Source organism: Porphyromonas bobii, from assembly GCF_943169685.1.
Lineage (GTDB): Bacteria > Bacteroidota > Bacteroidia > Bacteroidales > Porphyromonadaceae > Porphyromonas > Porphyromonas pasteri.
Genome location: NZ_CALPBU010000002.1, coordinates 233,218 through 256,903 on the forward strand (window position 1 = coordinate 233,218; position 23,686 = coordinate 256,903).

General features: G+C 57.8%; 11 protein-coding genes. All 11 read left to right on the forward strand.

Annotated features, from left to right (window positions below; translation table 11 throughout):
• Positions 1-699: 699 nt before the first annotated feature.
• Positions 700-2,829 (forward strand): glycoside hydrolase family 97 protein, encoded by a 2,130-nt coding sequence (locus KO088_RS03545; protein WP_215493599.1) that lies wholly within the window; start codon positions 700-702, stop codon positions 2,827-2,829.
• A 98-nt stretch (positions 2,830-2,927) separates the two neighbouring features.
• Positions 2,928-5,918 (forward strand): SusC/RagA family TonB-linked outer membrane protein, encoded by a 2,991-nt coding sequence (locus KO088_RS03550; RefSeq protein WP_215493600.1) that lies wholly within the window; start codon positions 2,928-2,930, stop codon positions 5,916-5,918.
• 15 nt (positions 5,919-5,933) lie between these two features.
• Positions 5,934-7,517 (forward strand): RagB/SusD family nutrient uptake outer membrane protein, encoded by a 1,584-nt coding sequence (locus tag KO088_RS03555; protein ID WP_215493601.1) that lies wholly within the window; start codon positions 5,934-5,936, stop codon positions 7,515-7,517.
• 612 nt (positions 7,518-8,129) lie between these two features.
• Positions 8,130-8,468 carry a hypothetical protein gene (locus tag KO088_RS03560; RefSeq protein ID WP_215493602.1) on the forward strand — a complete coding sequence of 113 codons (339 nt, stop codon included), beginning with the start codon at positions 8,130-8,132 and terminating at the stop codon, positions 8,466-8,468.
• 45 nt (positions 8,469-8,513) lie between these two features.
• Positions 8,514-8,873, forward strand: coding sequence for a cell division protein ZapA (locus KO088_RS03565; protein WP_215493603.1), 360 nt, complete (start codon positions 8,514-8,516; stop codon positions 8,871-8,873).
• A 47-nt stretch (positions 8,874-8,920) separates the two neighbouring features.
• Positions 8,921-10,504 carry a ribonuclease Y gene (rny, locus tag KO088_RS03570; protein ID WP_060935466.1) on the forward strand — a complete coding sequence of 528 codons (1,584 nt, stop codon included), beginning with the start codon at positions 8,921-8,923 and terminating at the stop codon, positions 10,502-10,504.
• Between the two features lie 108 nt (positions 10,505-10,612).
• Positions 10,613-12,058 carry a Fe-S cluster assembly protein SufB gene (gene sufB / locus KO088_RS03575; RefSeq protein WP_215493604.1) on the forward strand — a complete coding sequence of 482 codons (1,446 nt, stop codon included), beginning with the start codon at positions 10,613-10,615 and terminating at the stop codon, positions 12,056-12,058.
• Positions 12,059-12,091: 33 nt separating this feature from the next.
• On the forward strand, positions 12,092-12,844 hold the full coding sequence (gene sufC, locus KO088_RS03580) for a Fe-S cluster assembly ATPase SufC (RefSeq protein WP_060935468.1): 753 nt from the start codon (positions 12,092-12,094) through the stop codon (positions 12,842-12,844).
• A gap of 7 nt (positions 12,845-12,851) precedes the next feature.
• Entirely contained in the window at positions 12,852-14,069 is a 1,218-nt protein-coding gene (gene sufD / locus KO088_RS03585) for a Fe-S cluster assembly protein SufD (RefSeq protein WP_215493605.1), read from the forward strand.
• A gap of 222 nt (positions 14,070-14,291) precedes the next feature.
• Complete coding sequence (gene clpB / locus KO088_RS03590) at positions 14,292-16,880, forward strand: ATP-dependent chaperone ClpB (protein WP_215493606.1); 2,589 nt, start codon at positions 14,292-14,294, stop codon at positions 16,878-16,880.
• 688 nt (positions 16,881-17,568) lie between these two features.
• A complete protein-coding gene (locus tag KO088_RS03595; protein WP_215493607.1) occupies positions 17,569-23,370 on the forward strand; it encodes an MG2 domain-containing protein in 5,802 nt (1,933 codons plus the stop codon).
• Positions 23,371-23,686: the final 316 nt, after the last annotated feature.

A 23,686-nucleotide genomic window follows, 5' to 3' on the forward strand; every position in this document is an offset into this window, starting at 1 on the left:
CTAAGTGGGCAGGGAAATAGATCTTCCCCCTTCCTAAATCAAGGCTTGACAAATATAGCGATATTTGATCTTTCTGTGTTTGGAATGCTCCTGTTTTTTAAATGTGTATGGCTGTTCTCTTGCTATCTTTAAATCTCTTTTGGTGCGAGTGATGTGCCTAAATCAGAGCGGGGTATCGCTCTTATATATAGGTAGTTGTGAGAAGCTGCGGAGGAGGGTGATTGCGACCAGTACTGGTCAGCGATCGAACCAGTACTGGTCACCAATAGGAAGCAGTACTGGTCACCGCGCGAAGTAGTACTGGTCGGACGAGTGACCAGTACTGGTCGCAAGAGTCCCTGGATACGGGCTTTGCGGAGGTTGCTCCACGAGTATATACTATTTGTATGGGGATGAGCGTATAAGGATCAGCGCCCTTGCTGAGGACGCGCTGCCTTTCTTGATGCCATGAAGACGCCTTTTTTGAGGTGTCTACGGGTAGAGAACGGAGGTGTGAAATGGGTGGATTTTGTAAGTGTCACGAGGAAATCAGGTGCCTTTCTTAAATTATTGATAAAGTCCACCCTCTACGGCATGAAAATATTTCTATATTTGCACTCCCTTTGGCAGAGATGCTGAGGGGGCTACGAATTGGCGTCCTGTGAAGGGATTCACAAGCATTACTACTCAAATAATATATATCGCTTAATTAACTACCGCATGAAGCAAGCAAAGCATTGGGCTGCGGCCCTCGCGCTGGTCCTGGCCTCTGGATGGAGCGCCTTGGCTCAGACGATCAGCTCGCCCAATAAGGGTCTTCAGCTGCACTTCTCTCTGAGTCAGGACGGGGCACCTATGTATCGCCTCTCCTTCGCCGATGGGCAGGAGATCATCCGTCCCAGTCATCTCGGTCTGGAGATGACCGATGCGAAGAAGTCCTTCGACAAGGGCCTCGAGGTCACGGACACGAAGGAGTCGACCTTCGATGAGACCTGGAAGCCTGTCTGGGGCGAGGTCAAGTCGATCCGCAACAACTACAACGAACTGCTCGTCACGCTCAAGAAGAAGAGCAATGGCGATCCCATAGCTATCCGCTTCCGTCTCTTCGATGACGGGCTCGGCTTCCGCTATGAGTTCCCCGGCGGCAAGGATCGTAACTTCTACGTCGTCAAGCGCGAGCTCACCGAGTTCGCTATGACGGGCGACCACAAGGCGCACTGGATCCCCGGTGACTACGACACCGAGGAGTACGACTACCAGCACAGCCGTCTCTCCGAGATCCGTGGGCTCTTCGACAAGGCCTTCACGGAGAACTGCTCCCAGACCGCCTTCTCCAAGACGGGTGTACAGACGCCGCTGATGCTCAAGAGCGATAAGGGTGTCTACATCAACCTCCACGAAGCAGCGCTCATCGACTTCCCAGCTATCAACCTCGATCTGGACGACAAGACGATGACCTTCCGTGTGGAGCTGACGCCTGATGCACAGGGCAACCGTGGGCACATCGAAGCACCCTTCAACACCCCTTGGCGTACGGCTATCGTCAGCCGTGATGCACGCGATATCCTCGCCTCGAAGCTGACGTACAACCTCAACGAGCCTTGTACCTATGAGACGACCGACTGGATCAAGCCTATCAAGTACGTAGGTGTCTGGTGGGAGATGATCACGGGTAAGAGCACTTGGGCGTACACCGACGACCTGCCTTACGTGAAGATCGGTGAGACCGACTACTCGAAGGTGAAGCCTAATGGCAAGCACGCTGCCAATACGAAGCACGTCAAGGAGTATATCGACTTCGCCGCTAAGCACGGCTTCGATGCAGTCCTGGTCGAAGGCTGGAATATCGGTTGGGAAGACTGGTTCGGCAATAGCAAGGACCGTGTCTTTGACTTCGTCACCCCTTACCCCGACTTCAACGTCGCTGAGCTCCATGACTATGCTAAGAGCAAGGGCGTGAAGCTCATCATGCACCACGAGACCTCCAGCTCGGTCACGAACTACGAGCGCCACATGGAGAAGGCGTACAAGTTCATGGTTGACAACGGCTACTCCGCTGTCAAGAGCGGCTATGTAGGCAACATCATCCCCCGCGGTGAGTACCACTACGGTCAGAGCATGGTGAACCACTACCTCCACGCTGTCAAGGAGGCTGCTAAGCATAAGATCTCCGTCAATGCCCACGAGTCCGTCCATATGACGGGTCTCAGCCGTACCTATCCCAACCTCATCGCGCAGGAGTCGGCACGTGGTCAGGAGTATCAGGCCTTCGGTGGTAACAAGCCTAACCACCTCACCGTACTGCCCTTCACCCGCCTCATCGGTGGTCCGATGGACTACACGCCTGGTATCTTCCAGATGGATATCAACAAGTACAACCCCGACAACAACTCCCACGTCAACACGACGATCTGTAATCAGCTGGCTTGCTACGTCACGATGTATAGCCCCCTGCAGATGGCAGCTGACCTGCCCGAGGTGTATGCGAAGCACATGGACGCCTTCCAGTTCATCAAGGACGTAGCTGTCGACTGGGATGACACGAAGATCATCGAAGCTGAGCCAGGTGAATACATCACCATCGCTCGTAAGGCAAAGGACTCCGACAAGTGGTTCGTGGGTAATGTCGCTGGCTACGACGGCCACAAGACGACCCTCACGCTCGACTTCCTCGATGCGGGTAAGACCTACACCGCTACGATCTACGCCGATGGCAAGGGCGCAAACTACAAGACCAATCCCGAGGTCTACACCATCCGCAAGGTACAGGTGAAGAAGGGCAGCAAGCTCTCGCTCACCTCTGCTCCTGGTGGTGGCTTCGCGATCTCCATCCTACCTAATAAGAAGTAAACACCGAGGTCTCCGACCGCTCTCCACAGCTCTACTCACAGAGAGTCGTGGAGTGCGGGTGGGGACCTCTCCTTTTTCACTTACACAGAGCACTTCATATGAAAGCGATTCTGCGCCTTACCTACCTCTGTCTATCCCTACTCTTCCTCTCCCTCACAGCCTCCGCACAGGACGTGCAGGTCAAGGGTCAGGTAGTAGACGACAAGGGCGAAGCCGTCATCGGGGCTTCCGTCAAGGTCAAGGAGACCCCTCAGGGCGTCATCACCGATATCAACGGGAATTTCTCCGTCCGTGCCCCCAAGAATGGGCACCTCATCGTCTCCAGCGTCGGCTATGCCACGAAGACCGTAGCTCTCAGTGGCGCTACGCTCCCGCTGAAGATCGTCCTCTCCGAGAGTGCTGAGAACCTCAAGGAAGTCGTCGTCGTCGGCTACGGCTCCATGCAGAAGAAGGACCTCACCGGATCCGTCAGCACCCTCAATGCGAAGAACTTCCAGAAGGGCGCTATCTCCACAGCCAGCGACCTCCTTGTCGGTAAGATCGCAGGGGTACAGATCACGCCCGAGGGCTCTCCTGGGGCTGGTGGCCGTATCCGTATCCGCGGTGGTGCTTCGCTCAATGCCAGCAACGACCCGCTCATCGTAATCGATGGTGTGCCCATCGAGAACACCGCTGTATCTGGTGCACCCAGCATCCTCAGCTCACTCAACCCTCAGGACATCGCTTCGATGAACGTCCTCAAGGATGCTTCTGCTACCGCTATCTACGGTTCACGCGCCTCCAACGGGGTCATCATGATCACCACCAAGCGTGGTAAGGTCGGGCAGAAGACCCAGATTGCTGTCTCCGTACAGAGCTCCCTCTCCGAAGCTGCTCGCCGTGTGCGCGTGCTCTCGGCTGATGAATACCGCACGCTCATCCAGCGTATCTCCCCCGCTACGGCCTCGAAGCTCGGCACGGCGAATACCGACTGGCAGGACGAGATCTATCAGCTTGCCTACGGTGGTGACTACAACGTCAGCGTCAGCGGCGCTGCTGGCAAGCTCCCCTACCGCGTATCTACGGGCTTCTACCACCAGGAGGGTGTACTGAAGACCGACAAGATGAATCGCTTCAGCGGTGACATCAGCCTCAATCCCCGTCTCTTCGACAATCACCTCTCTATCGATGCGAGCGTGAAGCTCAGCGCTACGCACAATCGCTTCGCTAACAAGGAAGCTATCGGTGCTGCTGTACAGTTTGACCCCACGCGTCCCGTCCGTGATGCTGACGCTGCCTACGCGCCCTTCGGTGGCTACTGGACACAGCTAGACGGGACAGACCTCCAGAAGCTCGCTCCTAAGAACCCTGTCGCTCTCCTCAATCAGAAGGAGGATATCAGTGATGTCTTCCGCACGATCAGCAATCTGAAGATCGACTATAAGCTCCACTTCCTCCCCGAGCTGAAGCTCAACGTGAACCTCGGCTACGACTACGCTTCGGGTAAGGGTACGGTCGTCATCCCCGAGAACTCCTCCCTCGGCTGGCAGCGCTACACCCTCAAGCAGGCCGGTCAGCCCGACGTCTATAAGAGCGGTACGAACAATGCTTACGACCAGCGCAAGCGCAGCCTCCTCTTCGACTTCTATGCGAACTACGTCAAGGAGCTTCGCTCGCTGAAGAGCCGTGTCGACGTCATGGCAGGGTACTCCTATCAGGACTGGAAGACCTTCGTCCACAACACGCCTGACTACACCTACGACAAGACGCTCGTATCGACTCCCGTCTACGAGTACGACTACCCACAGAATACGCTGGTGTCCTTCTACGGCCGTCTGAACTACAGCCTCATGGACCGCTACCTCTTCACCGCTACGGTGCGTGCCGACGGCTCTTCGCGCTTCAGCAAGGAGAACCGCTGGGGTATCTTCCCCGCTCTGGCACTGGCTTGGCGTATGAATCAGGAGAATTTCCTCAAGAATGTCTCTTGGATCGATGACCTCAAGCTCCGTCTCGGCTACGGTGTCACGGGTCAGCAGGATGGTATCGGGAACTACACCTACCTCCCCTTCTACTCGCTCAGCACGAATACGGCTACGTATCAGTTCGGCGACCAGTATTACAACATGCTCCGCCCAGCTGCCTACGATGCGAACATCCACTGGGAGCAGACGGCTACCTACAACGTAGGTCTTGACTACAGCTTCATCAAGGGTCGTCTCTCTGGTACGCTCGACTTCTACCAGAAGAAGACCAGCGACCTGCTGAACGAGATCCCCACGCCTGCAGGGGCGAACTTCTCTAACCGTATCCTCACGAATGTCGGTAACATCTCCAGCAAGGGCTTTGAGTTCAGCATCAATGCTACCCCCATCCAGACCAAGCGCCTGACGTGGGATGTGAGCTACAACATCAGCTCCAACAGCACGCGCATCACCAAGCTCAACGCTGTAGAAGTCCCCGGCTATCAGGGTGTCCCCACGGGGGGCGTCACGGGTCTGACGGGTACGAACGTACAGATCCACTCCGTCGGCTATGCCCCTGGTACCTTCTTCGTCTACGAGCAGAAGTACGATGCTAACGGCAAGCCTCTGGAAGGTCAGTTCGTAGACCGCCACGAGGATGGCGTCATCAACGAGCTGGATAAGTACCGCACGCACAACCCCGAGCCTAAGGTCACGATGGGCTTCTCTACGAGCCTTGCCTTCGACCGCTGGACGCTCTCGACCTCACTCCGCTCGGGTCTCGGGAACTATATCTACGACAACATCTCGGCCTATATGGCTACGCACTCCGCTGTGCTCAACTCGGGTCAGTACTTCCGCAACACGACGCCTGAGATCAACGTCTCAGACTTCCAGACGAATAGCGATAAGCAGTTCATCTCGGACTACTACCTCCACAGAGCTTCGTACCTGAAGATGGACAACCTCACGCTCGCCTATGACTTCGGTCGTATCCTCGGGCGAGCTAACCTCCGTGCTTCGGCTACTGTGCAGAATGTCTTCACGCTCTCTTCCTACAAGGGTCTCGATCCTGAGCGTGCTATCGACTTCAGCCTCTATCCCATCCCACGTACGTACTCGCTCAATCTCTCCCTCACGCTCTAATCTTCACAGCCGATCATGACTACAGATAAGAAGATTCTTCGCCGAGGCCTCACGGCGCTTAGCCTTGTCACGGCTCTCGGCCTCTCCTCCTGCACCAAGGATCTGGACCGCTTCCCCACCAACGGGGAGACTTCCCAGACGATCTATAACTCCCCTGCAAAGACCTTCCAAGCGTTCGCTAAGGTCTACGGCGCATTCGCCCTCTCGGGCAATGGTGGTAAAAATGAAGACGGCAACGGTGGGGATATCGCGGGTATCGACGAAGGGGCGAGTGACTTTGTCCGTGGCCTCTTCAACCTCCAGGAGCTGCCTACAGAGACAGCTATCTGCGCCTGGGGTGACGGTGGTGTGCCCGACCTCCATACGATGAGCTGGTCGTCGTCGAACCCCATCGTCCGCGGCCTCTACTATCGCTCGATCTATCAGATCAAGCTCGCCTCAGAGTTCCTCAAGAACACCGAGTCGCAGGCCTCCGATGCTACGGTCCGCACCTACCGCGCCGAAGCTCGCTTCCTGCGTGCCTATCAGTACTGGGTGCTCATCGACCTCTTTGGCAATCCTCCCTTCGTCGACGAGTCCACGCCTACGGGTAAGGTCTATCCTCGTCAGATCAGCCGTAGCGAGCTCTTCAACTATATCGAGAGCGAGCTGAAGGCTATCGAGAGCGACCTCAAGACGCCTAAGGCGGGTGACTACGGTCGTGCCGACCAGGCTGCTGCCTGGGCACTGCTCTCTCGTCTCTACCTCAATGCAGAGGTCTACACGGGTACGGAGCGCTACGCCGATGCCGCTACCTACGCCGAGAAGGTCATCAGCTCGGGTAAGTATAGCCTGCACTCCACCTACGCAAACCTCTTCCTGGCGGACAACAACCTCAGCAACCCTGAGGTCATCCTCTCCGTCAACTATGATGGTAAGAAGTCGCAGAACTGGGGTGGTATGACCTTCCTCATCAACTCCTCTACGGGCGGTACGGCGAAGGCTGTCACGGGTGTCGCTATGGGCGTCAATGGTGGCTGGCAGGGTAATCGCGCTACGAAGGGTCTTCTCGACCTCTTCGGTGCGAATAAGGCGACCGACAAGCGCTGCCTCATGACGGCAGCTGCTACGGCAGACATCGCCTCGGTCACGAACTTCGACCAAGGGGTCTATGTCCATAAGTTCCGTAACGTCACCAGCACCGGTGCCAACGGTAGCGATGGCGACCAGTGCGATGCTGACTTCCCCCTCTTCCGTCTGGCCGAGCTCTACCTCAACTATGCTGAGGCAGCTGTCCGCGGTAAGGCTAATACGGCTACGGGTCTGCAGTACCTCAATCTCGTGCGCGCTCGTGCCTACGGCGCTACGACGGGGAACTACTCCGCCCTGCCTTCGCTCGACGAGATGCTCGCTGAGCGTGGCCGTGAGCTCTTCTGGGAGGGTCACCGCCGTACGGACCTCATCCGCTTCGGTAAGTTCGTCTCCGCTGACTACGTATGGCCTTGGAAGGCTGGCGTGAAGGCTGGTGCTGCTTCGCAGGCCTACCGCACGCTCTATCCGATCCCTGCAGATGATATCCAGGCGAACCCCGAGCAGCTCAAGCAGAACACGGGTTACTAATCCAGCGTAGGGCGCACTTCGCTCCCTCCGACGGCCTCGCCCCACACGGGCGATCCCTATAGAAGGCTTGCCCTCGAGCTCCCACTGTGGAGCCCGAGGGCAAGCTGCTTTATATCATCACCTTGCACGCCTATATGTGGCTTCCCAATAGAAGGGGGTGGTATGAACCTATATTGGTCATCGGGCTGACCTATATAGATCGCTCTTCCGACCAATATAGGTCACGACGCGGACCTATATAGGTCAGCCCGATGACCAATATAGGTCGGTAGCACCTCCCACGGGTGTCAGCTACAGATGCCGTGGGAGAGAGGGGGGGCGACCAGTACTGGTCAGTGAGCGAACCAGTACTGGTCTCCAATAGGAAGCAGTACTGGTCACTGCGCGAAGTAGTACTGGTCGGACGAGTGACCACTACTGGTTGGTTTTTGCTCCTGCTAAGAGGCTGTCTGAAAGCTCCCTTTTTTAGAGCCTAAATTGAGGGGATCGGGTGGGAGAGAAGAGGAGTGTTTGGGAGGGCTTTCCCGAGTGGCGCTCTACTTATATATAAGAGCGGGGGCGGGGAAGAGGCTAAAAAAGCGTACCTTTGCATACATAAGGAATAACGACGCTATGACCCAAGCCGAAGACCAAGAGCTCCAGCGATTACAAGTCAATATCCGACGTCTCGCCGGTATTGTCGCAGAGCAGAACGAGAAGCTCGCTCAGCTCAGGATGCTCCTTCAGCAACGGGATGAAGCTCTTCTTGCGATGCAAGAAGAACTCAAGTCAGTGCGACGACACGAAGCGACCTTGGCCACTGCCTCGGCACTTGTCTCTCCTGATATGGGAGATGTCAGCCGTAGGGATGCCCGGGAGCTCCTTGATGGGATCATCAGTCAGCTCGACCGCTGCATCAGCCAGCTCACCAGTGAGCCCGAGGCCACCGCAGCGTCTGAGCCCGAGATATAGTCAGAGACCGAATAGCTTGGGGCCACCCCGCCCCGCTACCGATATATGGATACCAATACCAGCCCAGAGGCCCTGCAGCGTATCACACTCGCTGTCGAGCACACCCGCCTCTCGCTCTACGTCCCTCGCTCCGAGGAACGCTTCTACCGCGATGCAGGCGAGGAGATTGCCACTACGCTGCGTATCTACCGATATAAGTACCCCAATCGCTCCGAGGTCCCCGCAGAGGGATATCTGGCGATGGCTGCTATCGATATCGCTACGCGCTACAAGCAGGTACATACTGCTCTGGAAGCGCGCAAGCAGACCTTGACTCCACGCCTCGTGGAGATCAATGAGGAGCTTGAGACTCTGATTCGTCAGGCTCGACAGCTCATTGACGATCCCCCCACCTCGTCCCGATAACCACAGCGTCCCTTTCCTTCAGCATTACATTTATTTCAGACAAAGGAATGGGAACAATTACGATCATTATCATCTGCATCGGTGCGCTTATCCTCGGTGCGGCTCTCTCGTGGGTCGTCTCGGAGAAGCTCCTCGGGCAGAAGACTCGTGCAATCCTCAGTGAGGCAGAGCGTGAAGCTGAAGTCCTCAAGCAGAAGAAGCTCCTTGAGGTCAAGGAGAAGTTCCTGCAGCTCAAGGGCGACCTCGAGCAGCAGGTGGCACAGCGCAATAATAAGCTCAAGCAGATCGAGGGCCGACTGAAGACCCGCGAGCAGGAGCTCACGCAGCGCCACAATGAGGTGGAGAAGCGCAACCAAGAGATCGATATACTCAAGGAAAAGCTCGCCCTACAGAGTGAGGGCATCGAGCTGAAGAAGGAAGAATACGACGTCAAGAAGGCCGAGTACGAGGAGAAGAAGGCTGAGCTGGAGCTCCTCCGTCAGAGCGAGCAGAAGCGCCTCGAAGCCCTCGGCGGACTCTCTGCTGACGAGGCGCGTGAGCGTCTTATCGAGAGCCTTCGCGCCGAAGCCAAGGACCAAGCTCAGGGCTATATCAACGAGATCATCGAGGAAGCGAAGATGACCGCCAACAAGGAGGCCAAGCGCATCGTCGTACAGTCGATCCAGCGCCTGGCTACCGAAACGGCTATCGAGAACTCCGTCACCGTCTTCCACATCGAGAGCGATGAGATCAAGGGCCGTATCATCGGCCGTGAGGGGCGTAACATCCGCGCCCTCGAAGCCGCTACCGGTATCGAGATCATCGTCGACGACACCCCCGAAGCCATCGTCCTCAGTAGCTTTGACCCCGTGCGCCGTGAGGTAGCACGTCTGGCCCTGCACCAGCTCGTCCAAGACGGCCGTATCCACCCCGCTCGCATCGAAGAGGTTGTCTCGAAGGTGCGTAAGCAGATCGAGGAAGAGATCATCGAGACGGGGAAGCGCACCGTCATCGACCTCGGTATCCATGGTATGCACCCCGAGCTTATCCGCCTCATCGGTAAGATGAAGTACCGCTCGTCCTACGGGCAGAACCTCCTCCAGCACTCCCGCGAGACCGCTAACCTCTGCGCCATCATGGCCAGTGAGCTGGGTCTGAATCCCAAGCACGCTAAGCGCGCCGGCCTCCTGCACGACATCGGTAAGGTACCTGATGACGAGCCCGAGCTGCCACACGCACTCCTGGGGATGAAGCTCTGTGAGAAGTACAAGGAAAAGGCGAACATCTGCAATGCCGTCGGGGCACACCACGACGAAGTCGAGATGGAGAGCCTCATCGCCCCCATCGTCCAGGTCTGTGACGCCATCAGTGGCGCACGTCCCGGTGCCCGCCGTGAGATCGTCGAGGCTTATATCAAGCGCCTCAATGACCTCGAGCAGCTCGCCCTCTCTTATCCAGGAGTGGTGAAGACCTACGCTATCCAGGCGGGTCGTGAGCTCCGTGTCATCGTCGGTGCTGAGAACACCGATGACAGCAGCATCGCTACGCTCTCAGCTGAGATCGCTAAGCGCATCCAGGACGAGATGACCTACCCTGGGCAGGTCAAGATCACCGTCATCCGCGAGACCCGCAGCGTCAGCTACGCCAAGTAGTCTCCCGAGGTGTGGGGCTCCTCCCCGCACAAGTGGGTGGCGTATGGCAACCAAATTCCCCTGTGGCGTGTTTACAGCGTAGGAGGAATAACCATCCATATTTATTGCATGCAAGATAACGATCAGATCATCGACGAGGTCACCTCGAGCGATTACAAATATGGCTTCACCACCGACATCGATACCGAGACCATCGGCAAGGGGCTCAGCGAAGAGACCGTCCGCCTGATCTCGGAGAAGAAGGGTGAGCCAGAGTGGCTCCTGCAGTTCCGTCTCGAGGCCTACCGCCATTGGCTGACCCTCGAGCAACCCGACTGGGCGCTGCTGAAGATCCCCCCTATCGACTACCAGGATATTATCTACTATGCCGCTCCGAAGAAGAAGGAGGGTCCGAAGAGCCTCGACGAGGTAGATCCGGAGCTCCTGCGCACCTTCGAGAAGCTCGGTATCCCCCTCGAGGAGCAGAAGATGCTCTCAGGGATTGCCGTCGACGCGGTCATGGACTCCGTATCGGTGAAGACGACCTTCCGCGAGACCCTCGCCGAGAAGGGCATCATCTTCTGCTCCTTCAGCGAAGCCGTACGCGAGTACCCCGAGCTGGTGAAGAAGTACCTGGGCGTCGTCGTCCCCTATACCGATAATTACTTCGCTGCGCTGAACTCCGCCGTCTTCAGCGATGGCTCCTTCGTCTACATCCCGAAGGGTACGCGCTGTCCGATGGAGCTCTCCACGTACTTCCGTATCAATGCCATCAACACGGGGCAGTTTGAGCGTACACTCATCGTCGCCGACGAAGGTGCCTACGTCAGCTACCTCGAGGGCTGTACCGCTCCCCAGCGTGATGAGAACCAGCTTCACGCCGCCATCGTCGAGATCATCGTCGAGAAGGAGGCTGAGGTGAAGTACTCCACCGTGCAGAACTGGTACCCTGGCGACAAGGAGGGTAAGGGCGGTGTCTACAACTTCGTCACCAAGCGCGGTGTCTGCCGTGGTGCCAGCTCCAAGCTCTCCTGGACACAGGTCGAGACGGGCTCAGCGATCACGTGGAAGTACCCCAGCTGTGTGCTCGAGGGGGATGACTCCGTAGCCGAATTCTACTCCGTCGCTGTCACGAACAACTTCCAGCAGGCCGACACCGGAACGAAGATGATCCACCTCGGGAAGAATACCCGTAGCCGTATCGTCTCGAAGGGTGTCAGCGCTGGTAAGAGCCAGAATAGCTACCGCGGGCTGGTCTACGTCGGCCCCAATGCGGAGAATGCCCGCAACCACTCGCAGTGCGATAGCCTCCTGCTCTCCGACCGCTGCGGTGCACACACCTTCCCCTACGTCCATGTCGACAATGACACGGCGATCATCGAGCACGAAGCCACGACGAGCAAGATCAGCGAAGACCAGATCTTCTACTGCCAGCAGCGTGGTATCGGCGTCGAGGAGGCCGTGGGTCTCATCGTCAATGGCTACGCCAAGGAAGTCATGAATAAGCTCCCGATGGAGTTCGCTGTCGAGGCTCAGAAGCTCCTGAGCATCTCCCTCGAAGGCTCCGTAGGCTAATCCCCATCACCCCCATTTCCGAATCATACAGATATGCTTAAGATAGAGAACCTCCACGCATCCATTGGAGATAAAGAGATACTCAAGGGAATCAACCTCACCGTAGGCAAGGGCGAGGTGCACGCCATTATGGGCCCCAACGGCTCGGGGAAGAGCACCCTTTCATCGGTCCTCGTCGGCCACCCCACCTATGAGGTGACGGAGGGCTCCGTGACCTTCGAGGGTGAGGATATCCTCGAGCTTGAGCCCGAGGAGCGCGCACACCGCGGCCTCTTCCTCAGCTTCCAGTATCCTGTCGAGATCCCTGGCGTCAGCATGGTGAACTTTATGCGTGCTGCCCTCAATGAGCGTCGCAAGGCCGCTGGTCTTGATCCACTGCCCGCTGCTGAGTTCCTCAAGCTGATGAAGCAGAAGCGCGAACTCGTCGAGCTGGACAACAAGCTCGCCAGCCGCTCGGTCAACGAAGGCTTCTCCGGTGGTGAAAAGAAGCGCAATGAGATCTTCCAGATGGCTATGCTCGAGCCCAAGCTCGCTATCCTCGACGAGACGGATAGTGGTCTGGATATCGATGCCCTGCGCATCGTCGCTAAGGGTGTCAATGAGCTGCGCAGCCCCGAGAACTCTACCATCGTCATCACGCACTACCAGCGTCTCCTGGACTATATCCGCCCCGACTTCGTGCACGTCCTCTACAAGGGGCGTATCGTACGTAGCGGTGGCCCCGAGCTGGCTCTCGAACTCGAAGAGCGTGGCTACGACTGGATCAAGGAAGAGGTAGGAGAGTAGTCTGACCATGGAAGCGATCACCAAGAAGTACCTTGACCTCTACGCTGCCCTTAGTGGGGAGCTGCAGGAGCGTCCACAGCTACTCAATCACTACCGCGAGGCGGCTTATGACGCCTTCGCTCGTCTGGGGGTACCCCGCTTCAAGAGCGAGGACTACCAGCGTACCGACTTGCCCAGCCTCTTCGCCGAGGACTGGAAGCTCCACGTGCTGGACGGTGCTCCTTACTGGGCATCGCAGGCCTTCGCACCGGAGATCTTCATCGGTGCATTCTCTGACTTCGTGCGCCTGCATCCCGAGCTGGCGCAGGAGTACTACGGCCGTATCGCGCCCATCGCTACTGACGGGCTCGTCGCTCTGAACACCCTCTTCGCTGCCGAGGCGCTCGTCATCTACGTGCCTCGTGGTGCGAAGATCCCTGGTCACATCGAGCTGAGCTATATCCTGCCACGTCTCGGGGGGCATATCTCCGTAGAGCGCGCGCTTATCATCCTCGAGGATGACGCCGAGGCGACGCTTCACTTCCGTGACTGCCCCGAGACGACGGAGCGCGCTATGGCGCTGCGCACCATCGAGGTCCACGTCGGGCGCCGTGCTCGCTTCTCGCTCATCGAGCGTGAGGAGTCGGCCGAGGCGAATGTGCGTATCTCCTCGCTCTACGTCCGTCAGATGCAGGATAGCGTCGTCGACCTCAGCGGTGTCACGCTGCGCAATGGTGTGACGCGCAATAACTACTCCGTCACTCTGGCCGAAGAGCGTGCTGACCTCAAGGTCTCTGGCTTCGTCCTCACCGCAGGGAAGGCACATGCGGACAACTTCTCCTACATCGAGCATGCAGTACCGCACTGTACCTCGGATGAGCTCTTCAAGTATGTGCTGCGTGATGATAGCCGTGGTGTCTTCACGGGGCGTATCCTCGTGGCGCAAGACGCGCAGAAGACGCAGGCTTATCAGAACAACCGCAACCTCCTGCTCTCGCCTACGGCTCGTATGCAGTCGAAGCCCCAGCTGGAGATCTACGCTGACGACGTGAAGTGCTCCCACGGGATGACCACGGGTCAGCTCAGCGCTGATGCCCTCTTCTATATGCGCCAGCGCGGTATCTCCCTCGAGGAAGCCCGCCTGATGCTGAGTAATGCCTTCGCCGAGGACGTCGTAGCACGTATCCCCGTCGAGGAGATCGCTGACGACGTGCGTGCCCGCATCGAGGAGCAGCTGCGTAAGTAGCCCGCCTACCTATAAGATATACGACCCGCGCCCATGGCTCCGAGTGAGCTATGGGCGCGGGTCTTTTATTATCTATATGTGCGACATAATGGCGTGTAATAATGCCGTTTATGCGATGTTATCTCATCGTTTCGGTCATAATGGCGCGCTTTTGGGGCTGGGTACGTGCTTTGCAGAAGGGTATGTAGCGTGGGCACTAAGGTCCACCCCCCCTGACATAAAATGAACATTAATAAGTATACCATCAAGTCGCAGGAGGCCCTGCAGAGCGCTATCGAGCTTGCTCGCAAGGCCGGCAATCAGGCCATTGAGCCCGTTCACCTGCTTACAAGTATTTTGACTCTCGGAGATAGTCTTACTGACTTCCTCCTCTCTAAGCTCGCTATCCAGCGTGCTCGCCTTGAGGAGAGCCTGCAGCGTATGCTCTCGGCTCTGCCTAAGGTCTCGGGTGGCGAACCCTATCTCAGCTCCGATGCCACGAAGGTACTCGACAAGGCTGAGGACATCGCCACCGAGATGAAGGATGAGTATGTAGCTCTCGAGCACCTCTTCCTCGCACTCGCAGAGGTCGATACCTCGGTAGCTCGACTCCTCAAGAGCGACTTCGGCCTGCAGGTCGCAGAGCTCCGCAAGGCTGTCGACGAGCTGCGTAAGGGCAACCGCGTCACCAGCCAGCACGCCGAGGAGCAGTACAACGCCCTCAGCAAGTACGCTATCAACCTCTGCGAGCGTGCTCGTAGCGGTAAGCTCGACCCTGTCATCGGTCGTGACGATGAGATCCGTCGCGTCCTGCAGATCCTTTCACGCCGTACGAAGAATAACCCCATCCTCATCGGGGAGCCTGGTGTCGGTAAGACGGCTATCGCAGAAGGTCTGGCCTTCCGTATCGTCCGTGGCGACGTCCCCGAGAACCTCCGCTCTAAGCAGGTCTACTCCCTCGATATGGGTGCCCTGATCGCTGGTGCGAAGTATAAGGGCGAATTCGAAGAGCGTCTGAAGTCCGTCGTCACCGAAGTCACGAAGAGCGAAGGCGAGATCATCCTCTTCATCGACGAGATCCACACCCTCGTAGGTGCTGGTAAGGGCGAGGGCGCTATGGATGCTGCTAACATCCTCAAGCCTGCTCTGGCACGTGGCGAACTCCGCTCTATCGGTGCTACGACCCTCGACGAGTACCAGAAGTACTTCGAGAAGGACAAGGCTCTGGAGCGCCGCTTCCAGATGGTCATGGTCGACGAGCCCGATGAAGCCAGCTCGATCTCCATCCTCCGTGGGCTGAAGGAGAAGTATGAGAACCACCACAAGGTGCGTATCAAGGACGATGCCATCATCGCTGCTGTCCGCCTCTCCGACCGCTACATCACCGACCGCTTCCTCCCCGACAAGGCTATCGACCTTATGGACGAAGCTGCCGCACGTCTGAGGATGCAGATTGACTCCCTCCCCGAGGGCCTCGACGAGATCGCACGTCGTATCACCCAGCTTGAGATCGAGCGTGAGGCTATCCGCCGTGAGGACGACGAGGAGAAGCTCGAAGAGCTGAACAAGGAGATCGCTATGCTGCGCGAAGAAGAGGCTGGCGACAAGGCTAAGTGGATGCGTGAGCAGGAGCTCATCAACCGCATACAGCAGTGCAAGATCGAGGTCGAGCAGCTGAAGATCGAGGCCGACAGCGCTGAGCGCAGCGGTGACTACGGTCGCGTCGCTGAGATCCGCTACGGCCGACTCAAGGAGAAGGAAGCCGAGATCGCCTCTATCCAGCAGGAGCTCACCGAGGCTCAGGGCGATAGCGCTCTGATCCGTGAGGAGGTCACTGCCGAGGATATCGCCGATATCGTCTCTCGCTGGACGGGGATCCCCGTCGGGAAGATGCTCCAGAGCGAGCGTGAGAAGCTCCTGCATCTCGAGGAAGAGTTGCACAAGCGCGTCGTCGGTCAGGAGCAGGCTATCCGTGCCGTCGCTGACGCCGTACGCCGTAGCCGTGCCGGTCTTCAGGACCCCAAGCGTCCTATCGGCTCATTCATCTTCCTCGGTACCACCGGTGTCGGTAAGACCGAGCTGGCGAAGGCGCTGGCTGAAGTCCTCTTCGATGACGAGACGATGCTCACCCGTATCGATATGAGCGAGTATCAGGAGAAGTTCTCCGCCACTCGTCTTATCGGTGCACCTCCTGGATATGTAGGCTATGATGAAGGTGGTCAGCTCACCGAAGCTATCCGCCGCAAGCCCTACTCCGTCGTCCTCTTCGACGAGATCGAGAAGGCTCACCCCGACGTCTTCAACGTCCTCCTGCAGGTCCTCGATGACGGTCGTCTGACGGATAATAAGGGCCGTCTGGTGAACTTCAAGAATACGATCATCATCATGACGAGCAACCTGGGCTCCGACCTCATCCGTGAGCGTCTCTCCAACGTCCCCGCTGGTGGTGAGCAGGCTGCTATCGATGAGACGCGTGAGTTGGTACTCGGCCTTCTGAAGAAGACGATTCGTCCTGAGTTCCTCAACCGTATCGATGAGACCATCGTCTTCACCCCGCTGGGTCGCAAAGAGATCGACGAGATTGTCCGCATCCAGCTCGACAGCACGGCCCGCCTCCTGCAGGTCAATGGCATCGAGCTTCGCTATACGCCCGAGGCTGTCGAATGGATCGGCAAGGAAGGCTACGACCCTGAGTTCGGGGCACGTCCTGTACGCCGCGTCATCCAGCATGTGGTGCTCAATGAGCTCTCGAAGAGCATCCTCTCGGGTGCTGTCGACCGCTCCAGCGTCATCACTCTTGACGTCGAAGATGGACAGCTGCGCTTCCGCTAAGGGCGCACGTCCCACGTGATATTGTTAGTTTAGTTGTTAGGGGTTGCTCCTCTGTAGGTCTGGATGCTTGCATCCTGCCTGCAGAGGAGTTTCCTTTTTATACAGCGGAGGGTAGGGATACGGGCCTATATTGGTCGCTGGGCTGACCTATATAGGATGGCGAAGAAAGCTATATAGCTTTGGACTGATCCCTATATAGTTTTGTGATGTGACCTATATTAGGTTGTTGCTCCGTGTAGGGATAAAAGTTGTGGACGAGTGGCAGATAAGTTTGGGCTACGTGCGTGGACGATAAATCTACGTACGTGGATATTTGGATTTGCATACCTGGTCTTTAAGACTACGTGCATAGATGCGGAAAAGCCACTACGTGAAGGTGCTTTTTCTTTCACGAGAACGATGCTTTTCCCTCTGCAGGATAAGAGGAATACTCGCGATAAGGCGAAGGGCTTGCTCGGTCGCTTCGGAGAGGTATATCGGAGAGCTGGGCGTCACTCGCTCCTCCCCGAGAGGCACCTGCTACGGCCTGTGGAAGCGCATCTTCTTCACCCGCACGGTCACCAGAAAAGCGCGGCTTCGTATGGAGAAATCAAGAGGCTTGCCCCGAGAGATACAAGTATTGTGAAGAGCTTGCTATCTTTGCTGTATAAGTCAATCACCTGATCCCCACCACATACCCCTCCCTCTTATGAAGATCAGATACGCCCTCCTTGTGGCTCTCTCGCTCTCGTTACCCAGCTATGGGCAGAAGAAGCAGAGCGCTAAGGCTACCCCCCAGATCCAACGGGTGCAGCAGATTCAGCGCATCCTCAAGCCCAATACGAGCCGACAGAATGATCGTAATCGTATTAATATCCCGCTCACCCGCGAACTCATCGACTACGGCATGAAGAAGCACGACCTCAATATCCTCCTCCAGGGCTACTCGGAGCTCTGGCTACGCACGATAGATCGAGATCCCGAGGCGAAGATCAATGCCTACCAGACCCTTCATAAGCTGAAGAGCCTGCCTTGGCTGACGGCGACGGACCGCCTGGCCCTCAAGCTCTTCACCCTGCGCTATTACTACAGGCATCAGGATCGCTATCGCTACCGCTCTGAGGAGATCGTGGCGAAGCATGTCGATCCTGTGAATCCCGAGAGCTGGAGCCAGCAGGACTACAATACCTTCTACACGACCCGTATCCGTGAGCTCATCAGCGATCCCGCAGCGCTGTCGGCTTCGCTGAAGCCTTACTCCGCCGCCTTCTCTATTGATGAAGGGACGATCGGAGAGCCTACGTTCGGTACGGAGCTACTCAACAACTTCCCCGAAGATGATACCCTTGAAGCCCTGCATCGTGAGGTGCTGAAGACCCTCCGCCCTGCCGCTGAGGCGAGCAAGAGCATCTACTATCGTGCGCTTATCGACAGGCATCAGATCCTCCTCGACAAGGATAAGATGACAGAGACCCAGCGCATCGAGGCTCTTGAGGGTTATCTCAAGAAGTATGCGACCCATCAGGAGGTCAGTACGTGGCTCGGCTCACTCCTCGAGCTCTATCCCTACCAGCGTCTGCGCCGTGCCCGCTTCCTTGAGTCGGTCATCCAGCGTGTGACGGGGCTTACTCCAGAGATGCGCAAGCAGCTTGGGGAAGAGGCCAAGCGATGCCGTCGCCCTGAGCTCCTACAGAGGGCTGACCATAGCTACCTCGATAGGGTAGGTGTCCACCTGGAGGCACCCTATCTCGTGACGAAGGCCACGGTGCAGCTCTACAAGGTCCCTACGATTATCCGCCCCGATACGCGTGAGGACTGGAAGCCTACGCGCCAAGACAAGCCCATAGCGACGAAGGAGGTGACCTTCCAGCTCGATGACTTAGGCGAAGGCAGGGGAGCTGAGCCCTTTAGCCTGGATCTCCCTACAGCTGGGAACTATATCCTCTTGACCAAGTTCGGCTACTCTCCGGAGGCTTCGTCCAAGGACTTGGATGCGGAGAGTAGTCTGATGCGTACGGAGTACGTCTATCTCGCTCATGAAGCGGGGGATGTCGGATCTCATCAGTGGCTGAATGCTCGCACCGGTGCGCCCGTGGCGGATCAGTCCTTCGACACCTATCACCTGTCCTCTTTCAGGGGAGACTTCGAGCATAAGGGGGATGTGAAGACTGATGCCCTCGGCTACTACCGTCTCAAGGATGGGGAGTGGCGCTACTTCATGGCGTCGGGGAAGGATCCGCTCATCGCTTACTCCTACCACTCCCGAGGTCGGAGTAGGTCTGATGGCCCAGCTGATCCCCTGCGTCTCTATGCCTACCAAGGCTATGTGACCACCGACCGTCCCGCCTATCGCCCTGGACAGACGGCTCATATCTATGGGGTGTACTCCGAGGTACGTATGCACGCAGAGGATGCTCGTGTAGCAGCTTCGAAGGCCCTCACGCTTGAGGTCATCAATGCATCGTATGAAAAGGTGCAGGAGCTCAAGGTCCAGACGGATGCCTTCGGGCGCTTCTCGGCCAGCATCACCCTGCCGAAGGATGGTCTCACGGGTGACTATCGTATCCGCGCTCGTACGGCATCGGAGCGAGATCAAGAGCTCTCGCCTGAGTTCAGCTGTGAGTTCGCTGTCTTCGAGTATAAGCGCGAGGGGACAGAGCTTACCGTCGATATGCCCCAGCCTCCCTATCAGTATGGTGGCACGCTCCCCATCACGGGCTCGGTGCGTACGCTCAGTGGTAGCCCCGTAGCGGATGCTCGTGTGAGCTACACGCTCCGCCGCTCCGTCTCCCTCTGGAGCTTCAGAGAGCTGAGCGTCGACTATAGCGACCGCAGCGAGATAGAGGATATCACGTCGGAGGTCGTCACAGATGCCTCGGGGCGCTATTCCTTCACGGTGCCTCTTCCTGAGGATCCCCAGAAGCTCACGCAGCGTAAGGGGGATTACTTCGCTCCGTGGTACAGCTATACGCTGACTGTCACCTCGACGGACGGTGCTGGTGAGAGCCATCAGGAGATCCTGAATATCCCCATCGGTCAGCCTGTGGGAGTGGTGAATGTGAATCTGCCCCAGTTCATCGACCGTAAGAGTGCGAGCACGACGCTTCGCTTCACGAACGAGCTCCATACGCTTCGCTCCGAGCTTCCGACCGTTCATTATCGCCTCACGAGTGGTGGGAAGGTGCATCTGAAGGGGACGACGCCTACTGATAGCATCATCGAGCTCGCTCCTCGCTTAGCTTCCCTTCCCTCGGGACGCTATGAGCTGGACTATACCGTCAAGTACCGCGACTCGCTCTCCTATGTTGGGCAGATGGCTCTTTACCTCTTCGATACGCGTGACAGCAAGGTCAGCGACCTGCGTGCGCCCCTGCTCCTCTCCGCAGGCGACGGGAAGTATGGCGCAGGGAAGAAGCCCGTCGTCTACTATGCGACGAGCCTCCCCGATGCCTACATCTACTATAGTGTATATAGTCAGCGTGGCCCCATTGCCTCGGGCGTCCTTCGTCCGAAGGCTGGTGCGCTGTGTACGCTCCCGATAGATATCTCCAAGGAGCCCACCGAGCCTGAAGAGATCGATGTAAAGCTCTACACCGTGCGTGACGGTCGCTTCCTCCGCGAAGAGGTGAAGCTTCAGCGCACACAACCCAAGAAGGAGCTGCAGATCACGTGGGATAGCTTCCGTGACCGACTGAAGGCAGGCGATAAGGAGACGTGGAGCTTCACGCTCCGTGACGATAAGGGGCATCCTGCTGAAGGTGTGGCGGTGGCCGTCTGGATGTACGATGCCGCCCTCGAAGCCTTCGGTACACTGGAGCCATGGCGTCCTACGCTGCGTCTGAAGGAGACTGTACATTCGCACCTCCTCGGTAGTTACTACGCCTCTACCTATAAGCAGAGTGGAGGGCGCTATCCAGATGGAGCGTGGTGGACTGCTTGGCTGGGTGATAAGCCTCGTGGGGAATTCCGCTCACCCTTCATTAAGAAGTCGGCTACTGCCGAAGAAGATGATGATGAGGAAGAGGACAATGTAGAGACGATGCTCGCGGTCGGTAGCCCTATGCTATATGGTGCAAGATCCACGATGCAGCTCTCAGCAGAATATAAGATCGTCTCTGCCCCCTCCGATATGGGCTCTTCTCGTACTCGTGCGAAAAAGGCAGAAGAGAGCGCCCCCACCGTGAAGCTCCGCAAGGACTTCTCCGAGACGACGTTCTTCCTCCCCGAGCTAAAGACCGATAGCAAGGGACAGGTCAGCTGGAGCTTCAATGCCCCTGAGCAGCTCTCTCGCTGGCGTCTCGTCCTCAACGCCCACAGCCGTACGCTGGATCATCATATTGAGCGCCGCACGGTAGAGACATCTCGCGAATTCAGTATCCGCCCCACGCTCCCTCGCTTCGTCCGTGAGGGCGATGCCGCCACCCTCGTCACCGAGGTGCGCAATGAGAGCCCCGAGGCACAGTATGGTACGCTGACCCTCGAGCTTTTCGATCCCGCAAGTGGTGCGGTGCGCTCGACCCAACAACAGACCTTCGACATCGCCGCTTCGTCAGCTACGACCCTTAGCCTCCCGCTGGAGGGCTATCGTGGTCTGGACTCCGTCGGCGTGCGTGTCATCGCCCGTGGTAACCATTCCTCCGATGGCGAGCAGCATATCCTGCCTGTCCTCTCCGACCGTGAGACCATCACCGAGACGATCGCCTTCTCCACGCACTCCGAGGGGACACAGCGCATCTCGCTGGCTCCGCTCTTCCCCTCTACGGGCAAGATCCCTGAGTCGGGGCTCTTCACCGTCACCCTTCAGCCCAACGCCTCGCGTCTGGCACTCACGGCACTCCCCGTGATGACCTATAATAAGGATGCCTCCGCCTTCGCTGCTGCCACGGCCCTCTTCGGGCAGTCGGTAGCCCGCCTCCTCGTAGGCTATGAGCCCCTACATAAGTGGGCAGAGGGTGTGCTGAACGCTCCCGAGTCCACGCAGAGGGGTACCAGCTATGGCGCCCTCGTCGGGCGTGACAGCCTGCTCTCGAAGAGCCCTTGGGCGCGTCGCCTGAAGCAGGAAGCAGAGCAAGAGCGTGAGCTGGCTCGCTTCCTCCTCAGTCAGGATCATACGACCACGAGCGATCAGCTCCTCAAGCGTCTCGGCGACCTGCAGACCTCCGACGGCCTGTGGGCGTGGTACCCAGGTATGAAGGGTAGCCTCTATACCACCGAGTATGTGCTGCGTACGCTGCTGCGTATGGCCGCCTACTCCGATCTGGAGTCCGCCCTGCGTCTGCGCCTTGAGGAGATGATCCGCCGAGGGATGAAGGCACTGGACAAGCAGGCCGTACGCGATCATGCTGAGCTCGTCAAGGCTAAGCGTGCGGGGAAGAGCGCCTACATCTACACTGACATCGACTACCTCTACCTCGCAGCTCTAGCGAAGACGCGTGGCCTGCGTGATGCCTCCGAAGAAGCCAAGAAGGCAGAGAGCTACTTCCTCCGCGAGCTACGCACCAATCTCCGTGATATGCCTCTGGACGACAAGCCTCGTGCAGCGCTGATCTTCCTCCGTGCAGGGGAGAAGAAGCTCGCCATGGAGCTCGTCGAGAGCATCCGTGACTACCTCGTCGAGGATGAGACGGGGCTCTTCTTCGCCCGCCTGCAGTCAGGGAGCTATTCGTGGATCAGCCGTGCACTGCCCGCTGCCGTCGAGACGCTGGAGCTCTTCTCCGACCCCGCCATCATGGATATCGAGCGTATCAGCGGTATCAAGCGCTGGATCGTCGCTCAGAAGCGCACCAACTCATGGGGGCGTGACCTCCCGACGGCCGAAGCCGTCTACGGGCTCACGCTCGGCGATCCTATCGCTCATGAGCTGGATAAGGACGCACAGGCACGCATTGATCTGCCCGTCGTAGGGGGCGAAGCCATCCGCCTCGAGGGCGACCGGCTGCAGGTGAAGATGCCCTTCACGAGTACCGTCCACCCCGACACCGTCCTGACGCTCTCGCAGTCGCAGCCTGCCGTCCTCTGGGGGAGTGCTACGGCGACCTACACCCTGCCCACGGCAGAGGTAGAGGTACGTGGCAAGCAAATCCAGATCACACGTGAGACCTTCCTCCTGCGTCGAGGGAGCAAGGGCGATGAACTCCTACCACTCGCCGAAGGGCAGGAGCTGCGTGTCGGTGACCGCCTCCGCACACGTCTCACGATCCGCCTCGAGCAGTCCCTCGACTTTGTCCAAGTCATCGACCCCCGCCCAGGCTTCACGGAGCCCATCATCCAGAAGCCCGGCTATGAGTGGGGCGAAGGTACGGGCTACTATGTCGAGCCGAAGGACACGGAGACGAACTTCTACATCGACCATCTCAACCGCGGTACGTACCTCCTCAGCTACGACCAGTATGTGGCACGTGCAGGCCGCTTCGCTGGCACCGTCGCCCGCATCGTCTCGTGCTACGCACCTGACTACAGCGCGCACACGTCAGCTGGTATCGTGACGAGCGTCCTACCTCTCAAGAAGTAATTCCCCAGCCGATTCGCTAAGCCCCCCACGAGCTCACTCATGCGAGCTTGTGGGGGGCTTTCTTTGTACTCTTACGAAGGGGGAAGAGCGACCAGTAGTGGTTCGTGCTCCGACCAGTAGTGGTTGCATATAGTGACCACTACTGCTTCGCTTCGTGACCACTACTGGTTTGCTCGCGGACCACTACTGGTTTCTACCACCCTTCACTACGGGCTCTCCTTTTCAGCGGGTAGGCATACCGATATCACTTCGGCAAGTATCCCCCAGATACCGCTACAAAAGGGCAGACGCTCACTCGCTCTTTTTCTCATTCTTT